General features: G+C 61.9%; 12 protein-coding genes and 5 pseudogenes. 16 read left to right on the top strand and 1 reads right to left on the bottom strand.

The window, feature by feature from the left end:
• Nucleotides 1-109: 109 nt before the first annotated feature.
• The 11 genes and pseudogenes from ACQB61_RS16955 (at nucleotide 110) to ACQB61_RS16905 (ending at nucleotide 9,647) form a co-directional block, all read left to right on the top strand.
• Nucleotides 110-729, top strand: a pseudogene (locus tag ACQB61_RS16955) (ribonuclease D).
• A 253-nt stretch (nucleotides 730-982) separates the two neighbouring features.
• On the top strand, nucleotides 983-1,642 hold the full coding sequence (lptC, locus tag ACQB61_RS16950; RefSeq protein WP_430513572.1) for an LPS export ABC transporter periplasmic protein LptC: 660 nt from the start codon (nucleotides 983-985) through the stop codon (nucleotides 1,640-1,642).
• Nucleotides 1,639-2,184 carry a lipopolysaccharide transport periplasmic protein LptA gene (gene lptA / locus ACQB61_RS16945; protein ID WP_430513571.1) on the top strand — a complete coding sequence of 182 codons (546 nt, stop codon included), beginning with the start codon at nucleotides 1,639-1,641 and terminating at the stop codon, nucleotides 2,182-2,184. The genes lptC and lptA overlap by 4 nt, the downstream gene beginning before the upstream one ends.
• A gap of 96 nt (nucleotides 2,185-2,280) precedes the next feature.
• Nucleotides 2,281-3,063, top strand: coding sequence for an LPS export ABC transporter ATP-binding protein (gene lptB, locus ACQB61_RS16940; RefSeq protein ID WP_019963591.1), 783 nt, complete (start codon nucleotides 2,281-2,283; stop codon nucleotides 3,061-3,063).
• Nucleotides 3,064-3,135: 72 nt separating this feature from the next.
• Nucleotides 3,136-4,701, top strand: a pseudogene (gene rpoN, locus ACQB61_RS16935) (RNA polymerase factor sigma-54).
• A 282-nt stretch (nucleotides 4,702-4,983) separates the two neighbouring features.
• A pseudogene (gene hpf / locus ACQB61_RS16930) lies at nucleotides 4,984-5,573 on the top strand (ribosome hibernation-promoting factor, HPF/YfiA family).
• Nucleotides 5,574-5,651: 78 nt separating this feature from the next.
• Nucleotides 5,652-6,118: pseudogene (gene ptsN / locus ACQB61_RS16925) on the top strand (PTS IIA-like nitrogen regulatory protein PtsN).
• A gap of 200 nt (nucleotides 6,119-6,318) precedes the next feature.
• Entirely contained in the window at nucleotides 6,319-7,281 is a 963-nt protein-coding gene (locus tag ACQB61_RS16920; RefSeq protein ID WP_430513570.1) for a zinc-dependent alcohol dehydrogenase, read from the top strand.
• Between the two features lie 50 nt (nucleotides 7,282-7,331).
• Complete coding sequence (locus tag ACQB61_RS16915) at nucleotides 7,332-7,733, top strand: 6-pyruvoyl trahydropterin synthase family protein (RefSeq protein WP_430513569.1); 402 nt, start codon at nucleotides 7,332-7,334, stop codon at nucleotides 7,731-7,733.
• Nucleotides 7,730-8,815, top strand: coding sequence for a glycosyltransferase family 4 protein (locus ACQB61_RS16910; RefSeq protein WP_430513568.1), 1,086 nt, complete (start codon nucleotides 7,730-7,732; stop codon nucleotides 8,813-8,815). The genes ACQB61_RS16915 and ACQB61_RS16910 overlap by 4 nt, the downstream gene beginning before the upstream one ends.
• A 40-nt stretch (nucleotides 8,816-8,855) precedes the next feature.
• A complete protein-coding gene (locus tag ACQB61_RS16905; protein ID WP_430513567.1) occupies nucleotides 8,856-9,647 on the top strand; it encodes a hypothetical protein in 792 nt (263 codons plus the stop codon).
• Between the two features lie 84 nt (nucleotides 9,648-9,731).
• Here the strand turns inward: ACQB61_RS16905 and ACQB61_RS16900 are convergent, their stop codons facing one another.
• Nucleotides 9,732-10,604, bottom strand: a complete 873-nt coding sequence (locus ACQB61_RS16900) for a RibD family protein (protein WP_430513566.1) — start codon at nucleotides 10,602-10,604, stop codon at nucleotides 9,732-9,734.
• Nucleotides 10,605-10,869: 265 nt separating this feature from the next.
• Between ACQB61_RS16900 and ACQB61_RS16895 the strand changes: the two genes are divergently transcribed.
• The 5 genes and pseudogenes from ACQB61_RS16895 to ACQB61_RS16875 all read left to right on the top strand — a co-directional run bounded on the left by ACQB61_RS16895 (nucleotide 10,870) and on the right by ACQB61_RS16875 (nucleotide 15,029).
• Nucleotides 10,870-11,403: a cytochrome b gene (locus ACQB61_RS16895; protein WP_430513565.1), complete on the top strand. Its 534-nt coding sequence runs from the start codon at nucleotides 10,870-10,872 to the stop codon at nucleotides 11,401-11,403.
• Nucleotides 11,404-11,651: 248 nt separating this feature from the next.
• Nucleotides 11,652-11,900 (top strand): acyl carrier protein, encoded by a 249-nt coding sequence (locus ACQB61_RS16890; protein ID WP_430513564.1) that lies wholly within the window; start codon nucleotides 11,652-11,654, stop codon nucleotides 11,898-11,900.
• Nucleotides 11,900-13,087, top strand: a complete 1,188-nt coding sequence (locus tag ACQB61_RS16885; RefSeq protein WP_430513563.1) for an acyl-CoA dehydrogenase family protein — start codon at nucleotides 11,900-11,902, stop codon at nucleotides 13,085-13,087. The genes ACQB61_RS16890 and ACQB61_RS16885 overlap by 1 nt, the downstream gene beginning before the upstream one ends.
• A 31-nt stretch (nucleotides 13,088-13,118) precedes the next feature.
• The gene (locus ACQB61_RS16880) at nucleotides 13,119-14,027 is read left to right on the top strand and encodes an amino acid--[acyl-carrier-protein] ligase (protein ID WP_430513562.1); all 909 of its coding nucleotides are present in this window, start codon (nucleotides 13,119-13,121) and stop codon (nucleotides 14,025-14,027) included.
• A 1-nt stretch (nucleotide 14,028) separates the two neighbouring features.
• Nucleotides 14,029-15,029 (top strand): annotated as a pseudogene (locus ACQB61_RS16875) (DUF1839 family protein).
• Nucleotides 15,030-15,079: the final 50 nt, after the last annotated feature.

Raw genomic sequence — 15,079 nt, 5'->3', positions numbered from 1 at the left:
GCGAAAGCGGGCCTTTTCGCTTTCTGACGTTCCTTGATACGATGCCGGATCTTGCCCGCTTCAAGGGAATGTGGTGAAAGAACCCGACGCAACTTCAGGATTTCAGCCCATGACCATCCGTTACCACAAGAACGACCTGCCGGACCTTTCCCACTACGAGGGGTGGAGGCTGTCGCAGTGGACACGGAAACCCTGGGCCTCAACCCGCACCGTGACCGGCTGTGCGTGGTGCAGCTGTCGCCCGGCGATGGCACGGCAGATGTGGTGCAGATCGCCCGTGGCCAGAAGTCGGCTCCGAACCTCGCCCGTCTGTTCACCGACCCGGCAAAGGTGAAGATCTTCCACTTCGCCCGCTTTGATCTGGCGGTGCTCTACCAGTATCTCGGCATCACCGTCTCGCCGGTCTGGTGCACCAAGATCGCCTCCAAGCTGGTGCGCACCTATACAGACCGTCATGGCCTGAAGGACATCACCCGTGAACTGGTGGGCGTGGACCTGTCAAAGCAGCAGCAAAGCTCTGATTGGGCCGCCGAAACGCTGACGGACGCACAGCTTGCTTATGCCGCATCTGACGTGCTGCACCTTCATGCCCTGCGCGCGCAGTTGCAGAAGATGCTTGAACGGGAAGAGCGCACCGGCTTCGCGCAGGCCTGTTTCGAGTTCCTTCCCACCCGTGCGCGCCTTGATCTGCTTGGTTGGGAAGAGCAGGATATTTTTGCACATAGCTGAACAGACGCTGCCAGTCGGGTGATTGGTGCTGCGTTGCATCTTTTTAACGTTCGTCGCATACCCCATATGCGGTTACATTCCAGGATGGCTGGGTGACGCAGGTCCCGCATGGCGTGCAGGTGCGTGATCACGGTGCGGTGAGCCTGTGGGTGCTGCCATGAAACCGGCGCAAGCCGGCGTCAGGTGAATGTGACACCCCCTCGCGGGAGTGACTCGCATGATGATTTGGCGCGGCCGTGGGCCGGGAGAGAAGATGGATCAGACGACACAGCGCTCCGGGGATGCAGCAGATGGGCGGGTCAACAAGGCCCGCGTGAACGCGCGGCGTCATTCAGGCCGCGTGCGTGCTCTTCGCATCCTGCTGCCTGTGCTTGGGCTTGTCGTACTGCTGGGCATGGGCGGGCTGATCTTCGTCTTCAATCTTCTGAACAGCCTTGGCATCGGCAACGTGACGCTGACCTCGGACGGGCTGGTCATGGACCGTCCGGAGTTGTCCGGCAACGACGGCGAACGCACCTACAAGGTGTTGGCAGAGCGGGCCATTCAGCGCCTCACCAATCCGCGCATCATTGACCTGGAAATGATCACGGCCGAAATCGTCTCCAATCCGGAAGAAAAAGCGGAGATCACGTCCGACAAGGGCACCTATGACAGCAGCGCCGAGACGCTGCAGCTGTTCGAAAATGTCAGGATCAACTGGAGCGGCAAATACGCCATCGAGTTCCAGCGTGTAGATGTGGACATGAAGACGGGTGCAGTCGTGACCGACAGGGCGATGCAGGTGCAGTCGAAAGGCGGCGATATTCAGGCCAATGGCTTCACATATGATCAGGAAAATGGCATTGCCCGTTTCACTGATGGTATCAAGATGGTGCTTAGACCCGGCGCCGACAAAACGGAGAACCCGCAATGAAGGGTATCAGGACTTTGCTGACCCTCGCCGCATTGGCGATTGTACCCGTCGGGGCCTCCGCCCAGACCTTCAACAATGCGTTTCAGGGCTTCGGCCAGGACAACGACAAGCCAATCCAGATCGAAGCCAAGGAGCTTCAGGTCGAGGATAATTCCAAGGTGGCAACCTTCACTGGCGACGTGGTCGTGGTGCAGGGTGAGACCACGCTGAAGACCCAGCGTCTGAAGGTCTTCTACGATGGTTCGGCCACCCAGGGGGCGCAGCAGGATATTTCCCGCCTCGAAGCTTCGGGCCGTGTTTTCATCACCTCGAAAGACCAGACGGCAACGGGGGATGAAGCCGACTTCGACATGGCCACAAACATGATGGTGATGACCGGCCGTGAGGTCGTGCTCAGCCAGGGGCCGAACGTGGTTGTCGGCAACAAGCTGACGGTCAATCTCACTACCGGTCAGGCGGATCTCGAAGCGCCCAAATCCGGCCGTGTGAAGGTCCTCATTCAGCCCAACAGCCTGAATAACACTCCGCCCGCAGGAAACTGATCAAGTCATCCGCCGTGAGGGAGAGCGGCGGCTGGCTGACCCAGCATGTGTGCAAGAGTTGTCTCTTACCGTGAGGATGCTTCCCGCGTGAAATGGTTGCCCTTCCCCTTCTCCGGCCGTGACGCCGCCGGACCCGAATCCGACGAAGCCTACGCCGGCGGCGCATTGACGGTCGAAGGCATCGGCAAAAGCTACCGCAAGCGCCAGGTGGTCAAATACGTGTCGCTAACGGTCAATCCGGGTGAGTCCGTCGGGCTGCTGGGGCCAAACGGGGCGGGCAAGACGACAACGTTCTATATGATCACGGGCCTCATTCGCCCGGATCAGGGGCAGATCACTCTGTCCGGCTTTGATATCACCAGCCTGCCCATGTACCGCCGCGCCCGTCTCGGCATCGGCTATCTGCCTCAGGAAGCGTCGATCTTCCGCGGCCTCAACGTGGAAGACAACATCCGCGCCGTGCTGGAAGTGGTGGAGCCGGACAAGCGTCAGCGCGAAGCGGACCTGGATGAGCTTCTGGCCGAATTCGGCCTTACCCATCTGCGCAAATCTCCCTCCATCGCCCTGTCTGGCGGCGAGCGCCGCCGCGTGGAAATTGCCCGAGCGCTTGCAACCCGCCCGTCCTTCATGCTGCTGGACGAGCCCTTCGCCGGTATCGATCCCATCGCCGTTGGCGACATCCAGCAGCTGGTGCGCCATCTCACCCAGCGCGGCATCGGCGTGCTGATTACGGACCATAATGTCCGTGAAACGCTTGGCCTCATTGACCGTGCCTATATCATTGCCTCGGGAGAAGTGCTGACAGAGGGCGCGCCGCATGACATCGTGGCGGACCCGGATGTGCGCCGTCTTTACCTCGGAGAGCAATTTACGCTTTGAACAGGGCGCTGGTGCTGGGTTATAAGCAAGAAACGGACCAAAAAGCACCAGGATAGGAAACGCCCCCCGCCCATGGCAATCTCGACCAAGCTTGAGATGCGGCAAAGCCAGTCGCTGATCATGACGCCGCAGCTCATGCAGGCGATCAAGCTGCTGCAAATGTCCAATCTCGATCTGGTTGCCTATGTTGAGGCGGAGCTGGAGCGTAACCCCTTGCTGGAGCGCACGGAAAACGGCGACGGCTCCGGTGCGGCAGACGGGCAGGGCGGCGATCATGACGGTGCCCATGATGCGTCCGGTGGCGATGATTTCGAGGCTGGCGGCGGCGAATTCAGCAGCAGTGACGGCGCTCCCTCCGAATGGCTGAAAAGCGACCTTGAGCCGCAGGCCGAGGCCATCGCGTCGCAGATGGACACCGATCTGGGCAACGTATTTCCAGATGAGCCCGGCGTGTCCGCAGCGCCGGAACCGGCCTCGCTTCTGGGTATCGACAGCCACCGGGCCAGCAGCTCGGCCTCCTCCGAGGACTATAATCTCGAAGCCTTCGTGGCGGAGGAAGAATCCCTCATTCAGGTGCTGATGGATCAGATGCATCTGGCTTTCGCCGATCCAGTCGACAAGATCATCGGACAGCACCTGATCAACAGCCTTGATGAGAACGGCTATCTGCATCTCGATCTGGAGGAAACCGCTGCGCAACTCGGCATTCCGGCAGCGCGCATCGAGGCCGTTCTTGCCGTGATGCAGGGTTTCGAGCCTTCCGGCGTCTTTGCCCGCTCACTGGCCGAGTGCCTCGCCCTGCAGTTGAAGGAGCGCAACCGCTTCGATCCGGCAATGGAAGCCATGATCGCTCACATCGAGCTGCTGGCGCGGCATGACTATCCGGCGCTGCGCCGCATCTGCGGGGTGGATGAGGAAGACCTTGCTGACATGATCGCAGAGATCAAGGCGCTGGACCCGCGGCCCGGCCGGGCCTATGGCTCCTCTATCGTGCAGCCCATGGTGCCGGACGTGCTTGTGCGCCCTGCCTCGGACGGGGCTGGACGGTGGAACTGAACACCGACACCTTGCCGCGTGTCCTGGTCAACCAGACCTATTTCGCCTCCATCACCCGCAATGCCCGCAACGAGACCGAGCGCAGCTATCTGACCGATTGCATGCAGACCGCCAACTGGCTGGTGAAGAGCCTCGATCAGCGTGCCAAGACCATTTTGAAAGTGGCAACGGAGATCGTGCGCCAGCAGGACGGTTTTCTGACTTACGGCATTGAGCACCTGAGGCCGCTCAACCTCAAGACCATTGCCGATGCCATCGGCATGCATGAGTCCACCATCAGCCGTGTCACGTCCAACAAGTACATGGCGACACCGCGTGGCATCTTCGAGCTGAAGTACTTCTTCTCTTCCGCCATTTCGGCAACGGAAGGGGGATGCCCATTCGGCCGAAGCTGTGCGCCACCGCATCAAACAGATGATCGATGCCGAATCGCCGGACGATATTCTTTCCGACGACACCATCGTGAAGCGCCTCAAGGACGATGGCGTGGACATCGCCCGCCGCACTGTGGCCAAATACCGCGAGGCGATGAACCTGGGTTCTTCCGTGCAAAGACGCAGGGAAAAGAAGGGCTTGTCCTAAAGACAGCAAAAATTAATCGCACTCTCGTCCAGTAGGTGCTCACAAAGCCAAATTGTGATCCTATATGTTTTGGACGGGAGGTTTGATCCGCCCGGCCACTGAGGCTGTCAGAGCCGCCAATTGACTTTACGGGCAGTGCCGCCTATAGCACCGGCCGCGAAAGCAATGTCAGGGTGTGGCGCCGAAGTGCCAATTGGGTCATGCTGATCCGTCCGGGGGTAACAGCCCCGTGAGCCGGCTCCGGCCGGCAGGAAACGGTCCATGGAACAAGAAGAGGTCCCCATGACATTGCGGATTTCGGGTAAGAACGTTGATATTGGCGATGCAATGCGCGTCCATGTCAACGACCGGATCGCCGACGCCCTGTCGAAGTATTTCGACGGGGGTTTAACGGGCACGTCACGCTGACGCGCGAAGGCGCGGGCTTCAAGACGGAATGCTCGCTGCATCTCGACACGGGGATCGTGTTGCAGGTGTCCGGAGAGGACCACGACCCGCGCGCAAGCTTTGACCGCGCGGCGGACAGAATTGAAAAGCGGCTGCGCCGGTACAAGCGCAAGCTTAAGGCGCATCACAGCGTAGCCAATGGCGCGCAGCGTGAATTCTACGAGGCAGCGTCCTACGTGCTGGCCTTGCCCGAGGAGGAAGAGGAAGTTCCGGCGGACTTCAATCCGCTGGTCATCGCCGAGACCTCGGCACGGATCAAGACCCTCACCGTCGGCATGGCGGTCATGGAACTGGATCTGTCCGAAGCCCCGGTCGTCGTCTTCAAGAGCGCTGCGAATGGCGGCGTAAACGTCGTCTACCGGCGTCCGGACGGAAACATTGGCTGGATTGACCCAGCCTTGATTGGACAGCAGGCGGCCAACTAGGCCATCTTGTCCTCAAGTTCTGCACTCCCGGCGGGGCAACCTGCCGGGAGCGCTTTGAGGACCAAACGGAAAAGAATGATGGATCTGAGCGATCTGATATCTCAGGAAGCGGTTGTCGTCGGTTTGAAGGCGAGCAGCAAGAAGCAGGCTATTCAGGAGCTGGCCACCAAGGCCGCTGAACTGACCGGCCTGTCCGAGCGCGAGATCTTCGACACGCTGCTGCAGCGTGAGCGGCTTGGGTCCACCGGCGTTGGGCATGGCGTTGCCATTCCCCATGGCAAGCTGGTGAAACTCGACAAGCTGGTTGGATTCTTCGCAAGGATGGAGAAGCCGATCGACTTCGATGCGCTGGACGACCAGCCGGTCGATCTCATCTTCCTGCTGCTGGCCCCGGAGGGGCCGGTGCGGATCATCTGAAGGCGCTGGCCCGGATCGCCCGGCAGCTGCGTGATACCAAGGTTGCGAGCGGCCTGCGCACGGCCATTGATGCCCAGGCAGCTTTTGCGCTTCTGACCCAGCCGCAGACGTCTTCGAACGCGGCCTGACCGGCCGGAACTGGCGGCCGCAGCCCAAAGCGCCTGAATGACCGAGTTTTTGAACACCCTGCCGGGCCTTCCCGGCAGGGTGTTTTCGTCTGATCTTCATGCGAGCGCAGATTTTCTGCCTTTAGAGCCTGTTCGGGCTGCTCCAGTCTGTGCCACCCTGCGTATAAGAGATCAGACAAGCCAATTGCAGGACAAGCCGGATGACCGCTGAGCAGGATGCCTGGGACCGACAGCAGACAGCCACGGCGCTCTGGTATGTGGAGAGCGGCGCTTGCCAACTGCGCTCCGAGCCTCTGCCGCTGCTTGAGCAAGGCCGCGTCCGCTTGCGCACGCTGGCAAGCGGTGTCAGCCGGGGCACGGAGCGGCTGGTGCTGAGCGGGCTTGTGCCCGAAGCTGAATGGCAGCGCATGCGCGCGCCGCTGCAGGGCGGAGCCTTTCCCTTTCCGGTCAAGTATGGCTATGCCGCCGTTGCCTGTGTCGAGGCAGGGGCGCCAGCGCTTCTGGGCAAGACCGTCTTCTGCCTGCATCCCCATCAGGACGTGTTTGATGCACCGCTTGAGATGCTGGTGCCTGTGCCGGAGGGTATCCCGGCGGAGCGGGCCATTCTGGCGGCCAATATGGAAACCGCGCTCAACGCTCTGTGGGACGGAGCTCCTGCGCCCGGTGACCACATCTGCGTCGTCGGAGGAGGCGTTCTGGGGCTGCTCTGCGTCTTTCTGGCGGCCGGGATTCCCGGCACCCGCGTCACTCTGGTGGATGTTGATCCCACCCGTGCAAAGATTGCTGCGTCCTTCGGGGCAGGCTTTGCTGCGCCCGCAGAGGCGCCAGGGGATCAGGATCTCGTCATCCATGCCAGCGCTTCGCCCGAAGGGCTGGCCACTGCGCTCACCTGTGCCGGGGATGAAGCAACCGTGCTGGAGCTGAGCTGGTACGGCGCGAAGCCGGTATCGGTGCCACTCGGGGCGGATTTTCACAGCCGCCGGCTGGTGCTGAAATCCACGCAGGTCGGGCGCATCCCCCGCAGCGCCGCAACCGCTGGACCTTCCGCCGACGGCTGGAAACGGCCCTTGCGCTGCTGGCAGATGACCGCCTCGATGCGCTGCTGCACCCCGCCTTCCCTTTGCCCGCCTGCCCGAGTGCCTGCCGCATGTTCTGTTGCATGACCGTTCGGCTCTGGCGCCGCTTGTCGTTTATGATCAACCGGAGTGAGTGAATGTTTGCCGTTGAAGTCCGCGACCACGTGATGATTGCCCACTCCTTCAAGGGTGAGCTGTTTGGCCCGGCACAGGCGCTGCATGGGGCGACTTTCGTGGTCGATGCCGCCTTTCTTGCGGACAGCCTTGATGCCAATGGCGTTGTGATCGATATCGGCCGAGCCCATGAGGCGCTGAAGGAAGTGCTGTCGCCACTGAACTACCGCAACCTTGATGAGGTGCCGGAATTCGCCGGGATCAACACGACGACAGAATTCCTGACCAAGCACGTGCATGACCATCTGGCGCAGGCCGCAAGGGACAGCCGGCTCGGCCGTCCCGGTGCTGAAATCCGGGCGATCCGGGTGACCATCTCTGAGTCGCATGTGGCCCGGGCCTGGTATGAGGCGCCTGTGGCATGACAAATGTGGCCTTTGCCCCCAAAGCCCCGATCGTCTTTGCCTTTCCGGGCAATCTCGATATGCCGACCGGAGGCTATGGCTATGACCGGCGCATCATCGCCGGGCTCGGGGAGCTTGGCCGGGATGTGAAGCTTCTGGAATTGGGGGCGGGATTTCCCTGCCCGGAGCCGGAAGTGCTGCGCAAAGCTGAAGCGGCCCTTGAGGCACTGCCGGACGGCACGCTTCTGGTGGTGGATGGCCTTGCATATGCGGTGCTGGGGGCTGTCGCAGCGCGTCTTGCGCCGCGGATGACGCTCGTCTGCCTGTTGCATCACCCGCTGTGCCTCGAAAGCGGTCTCGCCCCGCAGCTCGCCGGTCAGCTTGAGACTGCCGAACGCGAGGCCTTGCGTCATGCCCATGAAGTGATCGTCACCAGCCACGCGACGGCAGCACGCGTGCGTGAGCTTTTCGCCGTGCCGTCTGCCCATCTGCATGTGGTGGAGCCGGGCACGGACCGGGCGCCGCAGGCAGTGGGCAGCGGCGGGCCAGCCTTGCGGCTTCTGTCGGTCGGCTCCATCGTGCCGCGCAAGGGCCATGACGTGCTGGTGGAGGCGCTGGCGGGGCTAACGAAGTTTGACTGGCGGCTGGAAATCGCGGGCGGCTTTCTGGACGAAGCATGCCACGCTGCACTGAGGCGGCAGATTGCGGCGTGCGGGCTGGAGGGCCGGGTCACCCTGCATGGGGCTCTGCCAAGCTCCGTGCTGGAGGCCGCCTATGCTGCGGCAGACCTTTTCGTGCTCGCCAGCCACTATGAGGGCTTCGGCATGGCTTTCACCGAAGCGCTGGCCCGTGGCCTGCCGGTTATCGGCAGCGGCGGCCCGGCGGTGGAGCGCAGCCTGTCCGGTGGAGGCGGGATCTATGTTCAGCCCGGCAGCGTAGAGGAGTTGCGGGGAGCGCTGTGCAGTCTGATGGCAGACAGTGCCTTGCGCCTGCAGCTGGCGGCAAAGGCACGCGCGGCGGCAGAGCTGATGCCTGACTGGACAGAGGCGGCACACCATTTCTCGGATGCGCTCGACGCTGCTGCACTGCGCATCCCGGCGTAATCAGGAGAGAGGAACGACAGATGGCCGGATTTTCGGCTGAGTGGCTGGCATTGCGCTCCCCCTTGATGAGGCAGCGCGCAGTGCTGCAGTGGAAGCGGTGTTTCTTGACGCCCTGCCGCAGGGGCGCCCGCCGCATCTGACGGATCTGGCCAGCGGCACCGGCGCAACCGTGGCTGCACTTGCGCCCAGGCTCGCCCTGAACCAGCAGTGGCTGCTGACCGATCATGACCCAGCCCTTCTGGCCGCAGCCAGGGCCCGTCTGGCCGGGCCCTCCGGCGTCATCATCGAGTGCCGGGAGACGGATCTTGCCTCAGGTTTCGGAGGCCTTGATCTGGCGGCCACGGATGGGGTGACCACATCGGCCTTTCTGGATCTGGTCACGGCAGGATTTGCTGACGCTCTTGTTGCCGCAGTCAGTGCCGCGAATAAGCCTTTTCTCGCCAGTCTCACCTATGATGGCCGGGCTTCCTGTTTCCCGCCCCATCCGCTGGATGAGACCGTGCGCCTTGCGATGAATGCGCATCAGCAGACAGACAAAGGCTTTGGCCCGGCTTTGGGCCCGGCGGCTGCCGCTTATGTCGCGCGTGCTTTCGAGAAGGCAGGCTACCGGGTGGTGCAGGGCACTTCCGACTGGCAGGCAGGGCCAGAGCATGGTGCCTTTCAGGAAGAGCTTGTGCGCGGCTGGGCCGAGGCCGCCCGGGAGATGGGGGCCGATGCTGCCGGCCTGGCAAGCTGGCTGGCCTTCCGTCTGGCAGAAATCGCCGCCGGCCGTTCAAGCCTTCAGGTTGGCCATCTAGACATTGCTGCGCTGCCTCATGCCAGCTCTCCGTGAGCTTGGCTTACAGAGAGCGGGTCAAGCCCGTGCGGAGGATGAGCAATTTTGAGGCTTGATGCGGAAGCATCGAAAGCCATGGTATCAGGAATAAATTTCACAGGACCGCAGATCGCAGTCGAGCAGCACCTCGTCACCAGCCTGATGGGCTGTCATGCGCGGGCGCAGGGCTTCCTGCAGCGTCTGGATCGGTGAAAGCTCCAGGCCCATTTTCCCCGCACCGATGATCATCGGTGCGATAAGCAGATGCAGCCGGTCAAGCGCGCGGGCGGTGATGAAGCGGGAAATCGTCTGACTGCCGCCTTCGATCAGGATACGGCGCAAGCCTGCCTTAGCCAGCGCCTTCACAATGGCCAAGGGGCATAGCCCGCCGCCGGCGAGCCGCGCCAGCCGCAGCACCTCCACCCCTTCCGGCCAGTCTCCCTGGGTGTCTGCTGCCGTTATGATGATGCGGCGTACGCCGTCGTCGTCGAACAGGCGCAGGTCTCTCGGCACGCGGCCACTCGGATCAATAATCGCACGGGCCGGATTCGGCCCTTCCACAAGGCGCACATTCAGCTGCGGATCATCGGCAATGGCGGTTCCGGCGCCAACCACCACCACGTCGCAGACCGCACGCAACCGGTGCAAATGCGATAGGCAGCCGAAGCCGTTGATATATTTGGAATGACCGCTAACGGTGGCAATGCGCCCGTCGAGCGATTGCCCAAGCTGGCCAACCACGCGCGTTTCATCCGGCTTCAGGTGAATCAGCGGGCCAAACAGGCTCTCCCACCTTTGCGGCAGTGGGGTGCCAGGCGCACGGGCTGCTGCCAGCACGGCGCGCCAATCCTCGTCATCAGCAAAGGAGGTCAGGCGGAGCGCTGGATCACGCTGAGGCCGAAGCGGTGCCGCTTGCGTGACCGTCTGCTTCGTTTGGCCTGCCGTCAGGGCCGCTGGCATCCGTGTTGACCTCACCTTGCGCCTCTCCACCCTCTGGGTTCAGGTTCAGTAATGCCGCTGCATTCTGCCCTGACATACTCAAGCGCCGCTCTGGCACGCTCTGTTCCGAAGTTCGCCTCCGAACCAGTTTTAGCAGAGGTAAATTGGGTTTACCTTGCCTTTGTCGACCATACGCATGCCGGAGGCTTTCCGATGCAGGGCTCACGTAATCGTGACAGGCCTTGCCTTCGGCGCAACGCATGCGATCCTGTGTGACGCGAAGGCATAGGGAGAGGCTTTAATGAGCACGGATACGTTCCGGTATGGCGGCGGCGCCCGCCTGTTTCACGGGGTAACGGCGGGGCTCGTGCTGGCCATGGTGCCAGCCGGGTTTGTCATGATCCGCGTCGGCCCCGGCAGCCTGCAGAACAGCCTGTTCGATTTTCACCGCTCGGTTGGGGTGGTGCTGATGGCGTTGACGCTGGCACGGCTTTTCTGGCGGCTCCGGCATCCGCCACAGCCTTTGCCAGATACCATGCCTGTCTGGCAGCGCCGGGCGGCTGAGACTGTCCATGTCCTGCTTTATGGGTTTCTGCTTCTCAATCCGCTTGTCGGGTGGGTGGCAACCTCTGCCTATGGCGCAACAATTCAGGTTTTTGGGCTCTTCACTCTGCCGCCGCTGACAGGACAGGACCGGGAACTGGCCGCCAGTCTCTTCAGTGTGCACATGGCGATGGGGCTGGCTTTCACTGCGCTCGTCTTCTTGCATATCGGAGCGGCACTGCATCACCATTTCGTGCTGCGGGATGACACGCTGCGCCGGATGATGGGATAGGCCAAGTAGCTGCTTTGCTCAACGGGCCTGTCAGGCATGCTGTCTTGGTTGTCCCCTAAGGGAAAGACCTTAGCACGCAGAGTAAGTTTATCGCAGGTTAATGAAAATGGACGAATTGCAGTCTTGATTTAACTGTATTGTATCTTTGCGCGTGCCATGATCCCCGCGATTGCCTATCCTCGCCGAAAAGTTCCGGCACGGGCTCGACGCGAGAGGGATGGGCTTGCGTTGTCTGGGGGTGTTAATTCATGACTGCTACAATCCGTGATCTGATTTCCCGGCATGGCGGATTGCCTGTGCCTGTTGATACATTGCACGATGAAGATGATCTCTACGAAGCGGGTCTTTCGTCCTTTGCGTCGGTTCAGCTGATGCTGGGGCTGGAGGATGCTTTTGACGTAGAGTTTCCCGAAACGCTGCTGAACCGCAAAACCTTTGCTTCGATCGCTGCAATTTCTGCGGCCGTTGCTTCCCTGACAGCCGGACAGGTGGCGTGATGAACGAGTTGCGGCCGGTTCGTGCCCTTGCCCTTGCCCTTGCTGAGCGAGCTAAGCGTGCTGCGACCGTCGCCGCAGCCCATGCGGACGATGTGGATGCATCCGGCCGCTTCCCTCAGGAGGCGCTGGACGCCATGCGGGCGGAACGTCTGCTGGGCCTGCAAGTTCCGGTGTGCCTTGGCGGTGAAGGCGCCTCCACCGCAGAGCTGGCGGAAGTCTGCTCCATTCTCGGTCAGGCCTGTGCAGCGTCGGGCATGATTTTCGCCATGCATCAGATCAAGGTGTCGAGCCTTGTGGCGCACGGGCAGGGAGATGTGTGGCAGGAAGGCTTCATGCGCCGCATTGCGGCAGAGCAGCTTCTGCTCGCTTCCGCCACCACAGAAGGCGGTATTGGCGGCAATTTGCGCAATTCCATCTGCGCTATTGAGGTGGCGGACGGCATCTGCACGCTTCAGAAGGATGCGACGGTCATTTCCTATGCGGAGGCGGCGGATGCCATCCTCGTCACCTCGCGGGCGAAGGCCGACAGCGCGCCGTCCGATCAGGTGATGACGGTGTTTCTGAAGGGGCAGTACAGCCTGGAAAAAACCCATCACTGGGACACGCTGGGCATGCGCGGTACCCGTTCGGACGGGTTCCTGTTCAAGGGCGAGGCCCCGGCCTGCCAGATCCTGCCTAAGCCCTTTGCCGAGATCGCGGCTCAGTCGATGCTGGTCTATTCCCACATCCTGTGGAGTGGCGTGTGGTTCGGCATTGCCGCTGATGCCTTTGCGCGGGCGCAGGCCTTTGTGAAGGCCGCAGCGCGCAAGAGCCCCGGCACTGTTCCACCCGGCGCTTTGCGTCTGGCTGAGGCATCCAACCTTCTGCAGCTGGTGAAGTCCAACATTCTGGCGGCCTTGCAACAGTATGAGGCGGCGCGGGAGGACGAGACGCGGCTGTCCTCCATCAGCTTTGCCGTCTCCATGAACAACGTGAAGATCGCCTCCTCGCAGACGATCCTCGAGATCATCAACCACTGCCTGCTGGTCTGCGGCATCATGGGCTACAAGAACGGCACGCCCTACAGCCTCGGCCGTCATCTGCGTGACGCGCATTCGGCGCAGCTGATGATTTCCAACGACCGCATTCTCGGTAACACATCCACGCTTCTGCTGATGAACCGGCAGGACACCAGCCTGCTCGGCTGAGGCATTTCAAAAAGCAATTTCCGGGGGACATATGGACATGCAGGCTTCCCTTCTCGACCGGCTGTTTGCCGCCGGTCATCTCATCGACACGGGCGTTGACGGCCTCTACGGGCGGGGCGGCGTGTTCGAGGATGTGATCCAGCGCTTTGATGCGCTCGTGTCGGCTTTCGGGGCAGACCAGCAGGCCGAGGTCATCCGGTTCCCGCCGGGCATGAACCGCGCCCACTTCGAGGGCTCGGGCTATATGAAGAGCTTCCCGCAGCTTGCCGGTACCGTGCACAGCTTCTGCGGCTGCGAGCTGGACCACGTGAACCTGCTGCAATGCATGACTGACGGCGGCGACTGGACCAAGGGGCAGGAGGCAACGGATATCGTACTGACGCCGGCCGCCTGCTATCCGCTCTATCCCACCGTGGCGCGGCGCGGAAAGCTGCCTGAGCGTGGCGGCATCTTCGATCTTCAGTCCTATTGCTTCCGTCATGAGCCGTCGAAGGATCCGGCGCGCATGCAGCTGTTCCGCATGCGCGAATATGTGCGCATGGGCACGCCGGACGAAGTGATGGCCTTCCGTCAGTCGTGGATGGAACGCGGGCAGGAGCTTATTGCCAGCATTGGCCTGCCGGTTGCCATTGATGTTGCCAATGATCCGTTCTTCGGCCGGGCCGGGCGCATGCTTTCCAACAACCAGCGCGATCAGAACCTCAAGTTCGAGCTGCTGGTGCCGGTCACGTCCACCGAAAAGCCGACGGCGTGCCTCTCTTTCAACTACCATCAGGACCATTTCGGCAAGACCTGGGGCTTGACCACGGCAGATGGCGAAGTGGCCCACACGGCCTGCGTCGGCTTTGGTCTTGAGCGTGTGGCGCTGGCGCTCTTCGCCCATCACGGCCTCGATACCGGCAGCTGGCCGGCTGAGGTGCGCAAGGTGCTGTGGGGCTGATATGACTGCAAGGGACAAGGTGTTTGCGGCGCTTTCGCCCGAGACCTATCAGCGCCATGCCTTGCATGACCTGTCGCGCGACTGGCCGGAAACCAACTGCTATCTCGACATATGGATCGAGGTTCTGGCTGCGCTTGGCCTGCCGCCGGAGGCAGCGCTGGGCTTTGCCATCACGCAGGACTTCGAGGGCGATCAGTTCACCTTTTTCAAGGTGCCGCTGGAGGATCTGGAAACACTCTTCGGCCTGCGGGTGACGGAGCTTGCCATCTACGACCGGGTGGAACTGCATGTGGCAGAGCAGATCCGGCGCGGTCGCCTGTGCCTTGTCGAGCTGGACAGCTTCTTCCTGCCGGACACGCAGGGCACTGCCTACCGCAAGGAGCATGGCAAGACGACGGTGGCCATCAACCGGCTCGATATGGATGCCCGGCAAATGGACTACTTCCATAACCTTGGCCTGCACCGGCTGGAGGGGAGGATTTCGACGGCATCTTCCACCGCAACGCCGCGCCTGATGCCCTGCCGCTGCTGCCCTATACGGAGTTCGTCAAGTTCCCGGCAGCGTGGCCTCAAGGGCCGGAAATTGCGCATCGCGCCGCGAAGATTCTCGCCCGCCATGTTGCGGCAAGGCCTGAAGCCAACCCGGTGCGCAGTTTTGCGGCTGTCTTTGCCGGGCAGGTGGAAGCCATTTCAGAGCGGCCTTTCGGCTTCTTCCATCTCTATGCCTTCAACACCCTGCGCCAGCTGGGCGCGAATTTCGAGCTGTTCGCTGCACACCTTGACTGGCTTTCCGCAAGTCACGCTGGACTGGGCAGCCTCGCATCGCTGTCCGTTCATGCCAGAGCCATTTCCTCTTGCGCCAAGTCGGTCCAGTTCCAGCTTGCCAGAGCCGTGATGCGCAAGTCCTTCGACCGGCTGACCCCTGCCCTGATGCCTGCTGCGGATGCCTGGGACGAGCTGGCTGCGGGGCTGGTGGCGGTTTGTGGTGAGGTGGATGGCTGAGTTGCCTGATGTTTGGCCGCAGCGCCCTCTCCCCCTTGGAGGAGAAGAGG

The organism is Pannonibacter phragmitetus, from assembly GCF_050510895.1.
Taxonomy (GTDB): domain Bacteria; phylum Pseudomonadota; class Alphaproteobacteria; order Rhizobiales; family Stappiaceae; genus Pannonibacter; species Pannonibacter phragmitetus_B.
Note: the sequence above shows the minus strand (reverse complement) of the source record. Positions and strands in the feature narration are given on the sequence as shown.

Excerpts from the sequence above, each read along its gene's own strand:
- lptC (WP_430513572.1), top strand. The coding sequence starts at position 983 with ATGGATCAGACGACACAGCGCTCCGGGGATGCAGCAGATGGGCGGGTC.
- lptA (WP_430513571.1), top strand. The coding sequence starts at position 1,639 with ATGAAGGGTATCAGGACTTTGCTGACCCTCGCCGCATTGGCGATTGTA.
- ACQB61_RS16920 (WP_430513570.1), top strand. The coding sequence starts at position 6,319 with ATGACCGCTGAGCAGGATGCCTGGGACCGACAGCAGACAGCCACGGCG.
- ACQB61_RS16915 (WP_430513569.1), top strand. The coding sequence starts at position 7,332 with ATGTTTGCCGTTGAAGTCCGCGACCACGTGATGATTGCCCACTCCTTC.
- ACQB61_RS16910 (WP_430513568.1), top strand. The coding sequence starts at position 7,730 with ATGACAAATGTGGCCTTTGCCCCCAAAGCCCCGATCGTCTTTGCCTTT.
- ACQB61_RS16895 (WP_430513565.1), top strand. The coding sequence starts at position 10,870 with ATGAGCACGGATACGTTCCGGTATGGCGGCGGCGCCCGCCTGTTTCAC.
- ACQB61_RS16890 (WP_430513564.1), top strand. The coding sequence starts at position 11,652 with ATGACTGCTACAATCCGTGATCTGATTTCCCGGCATGGCGGATTGCCT.
- ACQB61_RS16885 (WP_430513563.1), top strand. The coding sequence starts at position 11,900 with ATGAACGAGTTGCGGCCGGTTCGTGCCCTTGCCCTTGCCCTTGCTGAG.
- ACQB61_RS16880 (WP_430513562.1), top strand. The coding sequence starts at position 13,119 with ATGGACATGCAGGCTTCCCTTCTCGACCGGCTGTTTGCCGCCGGTCAT.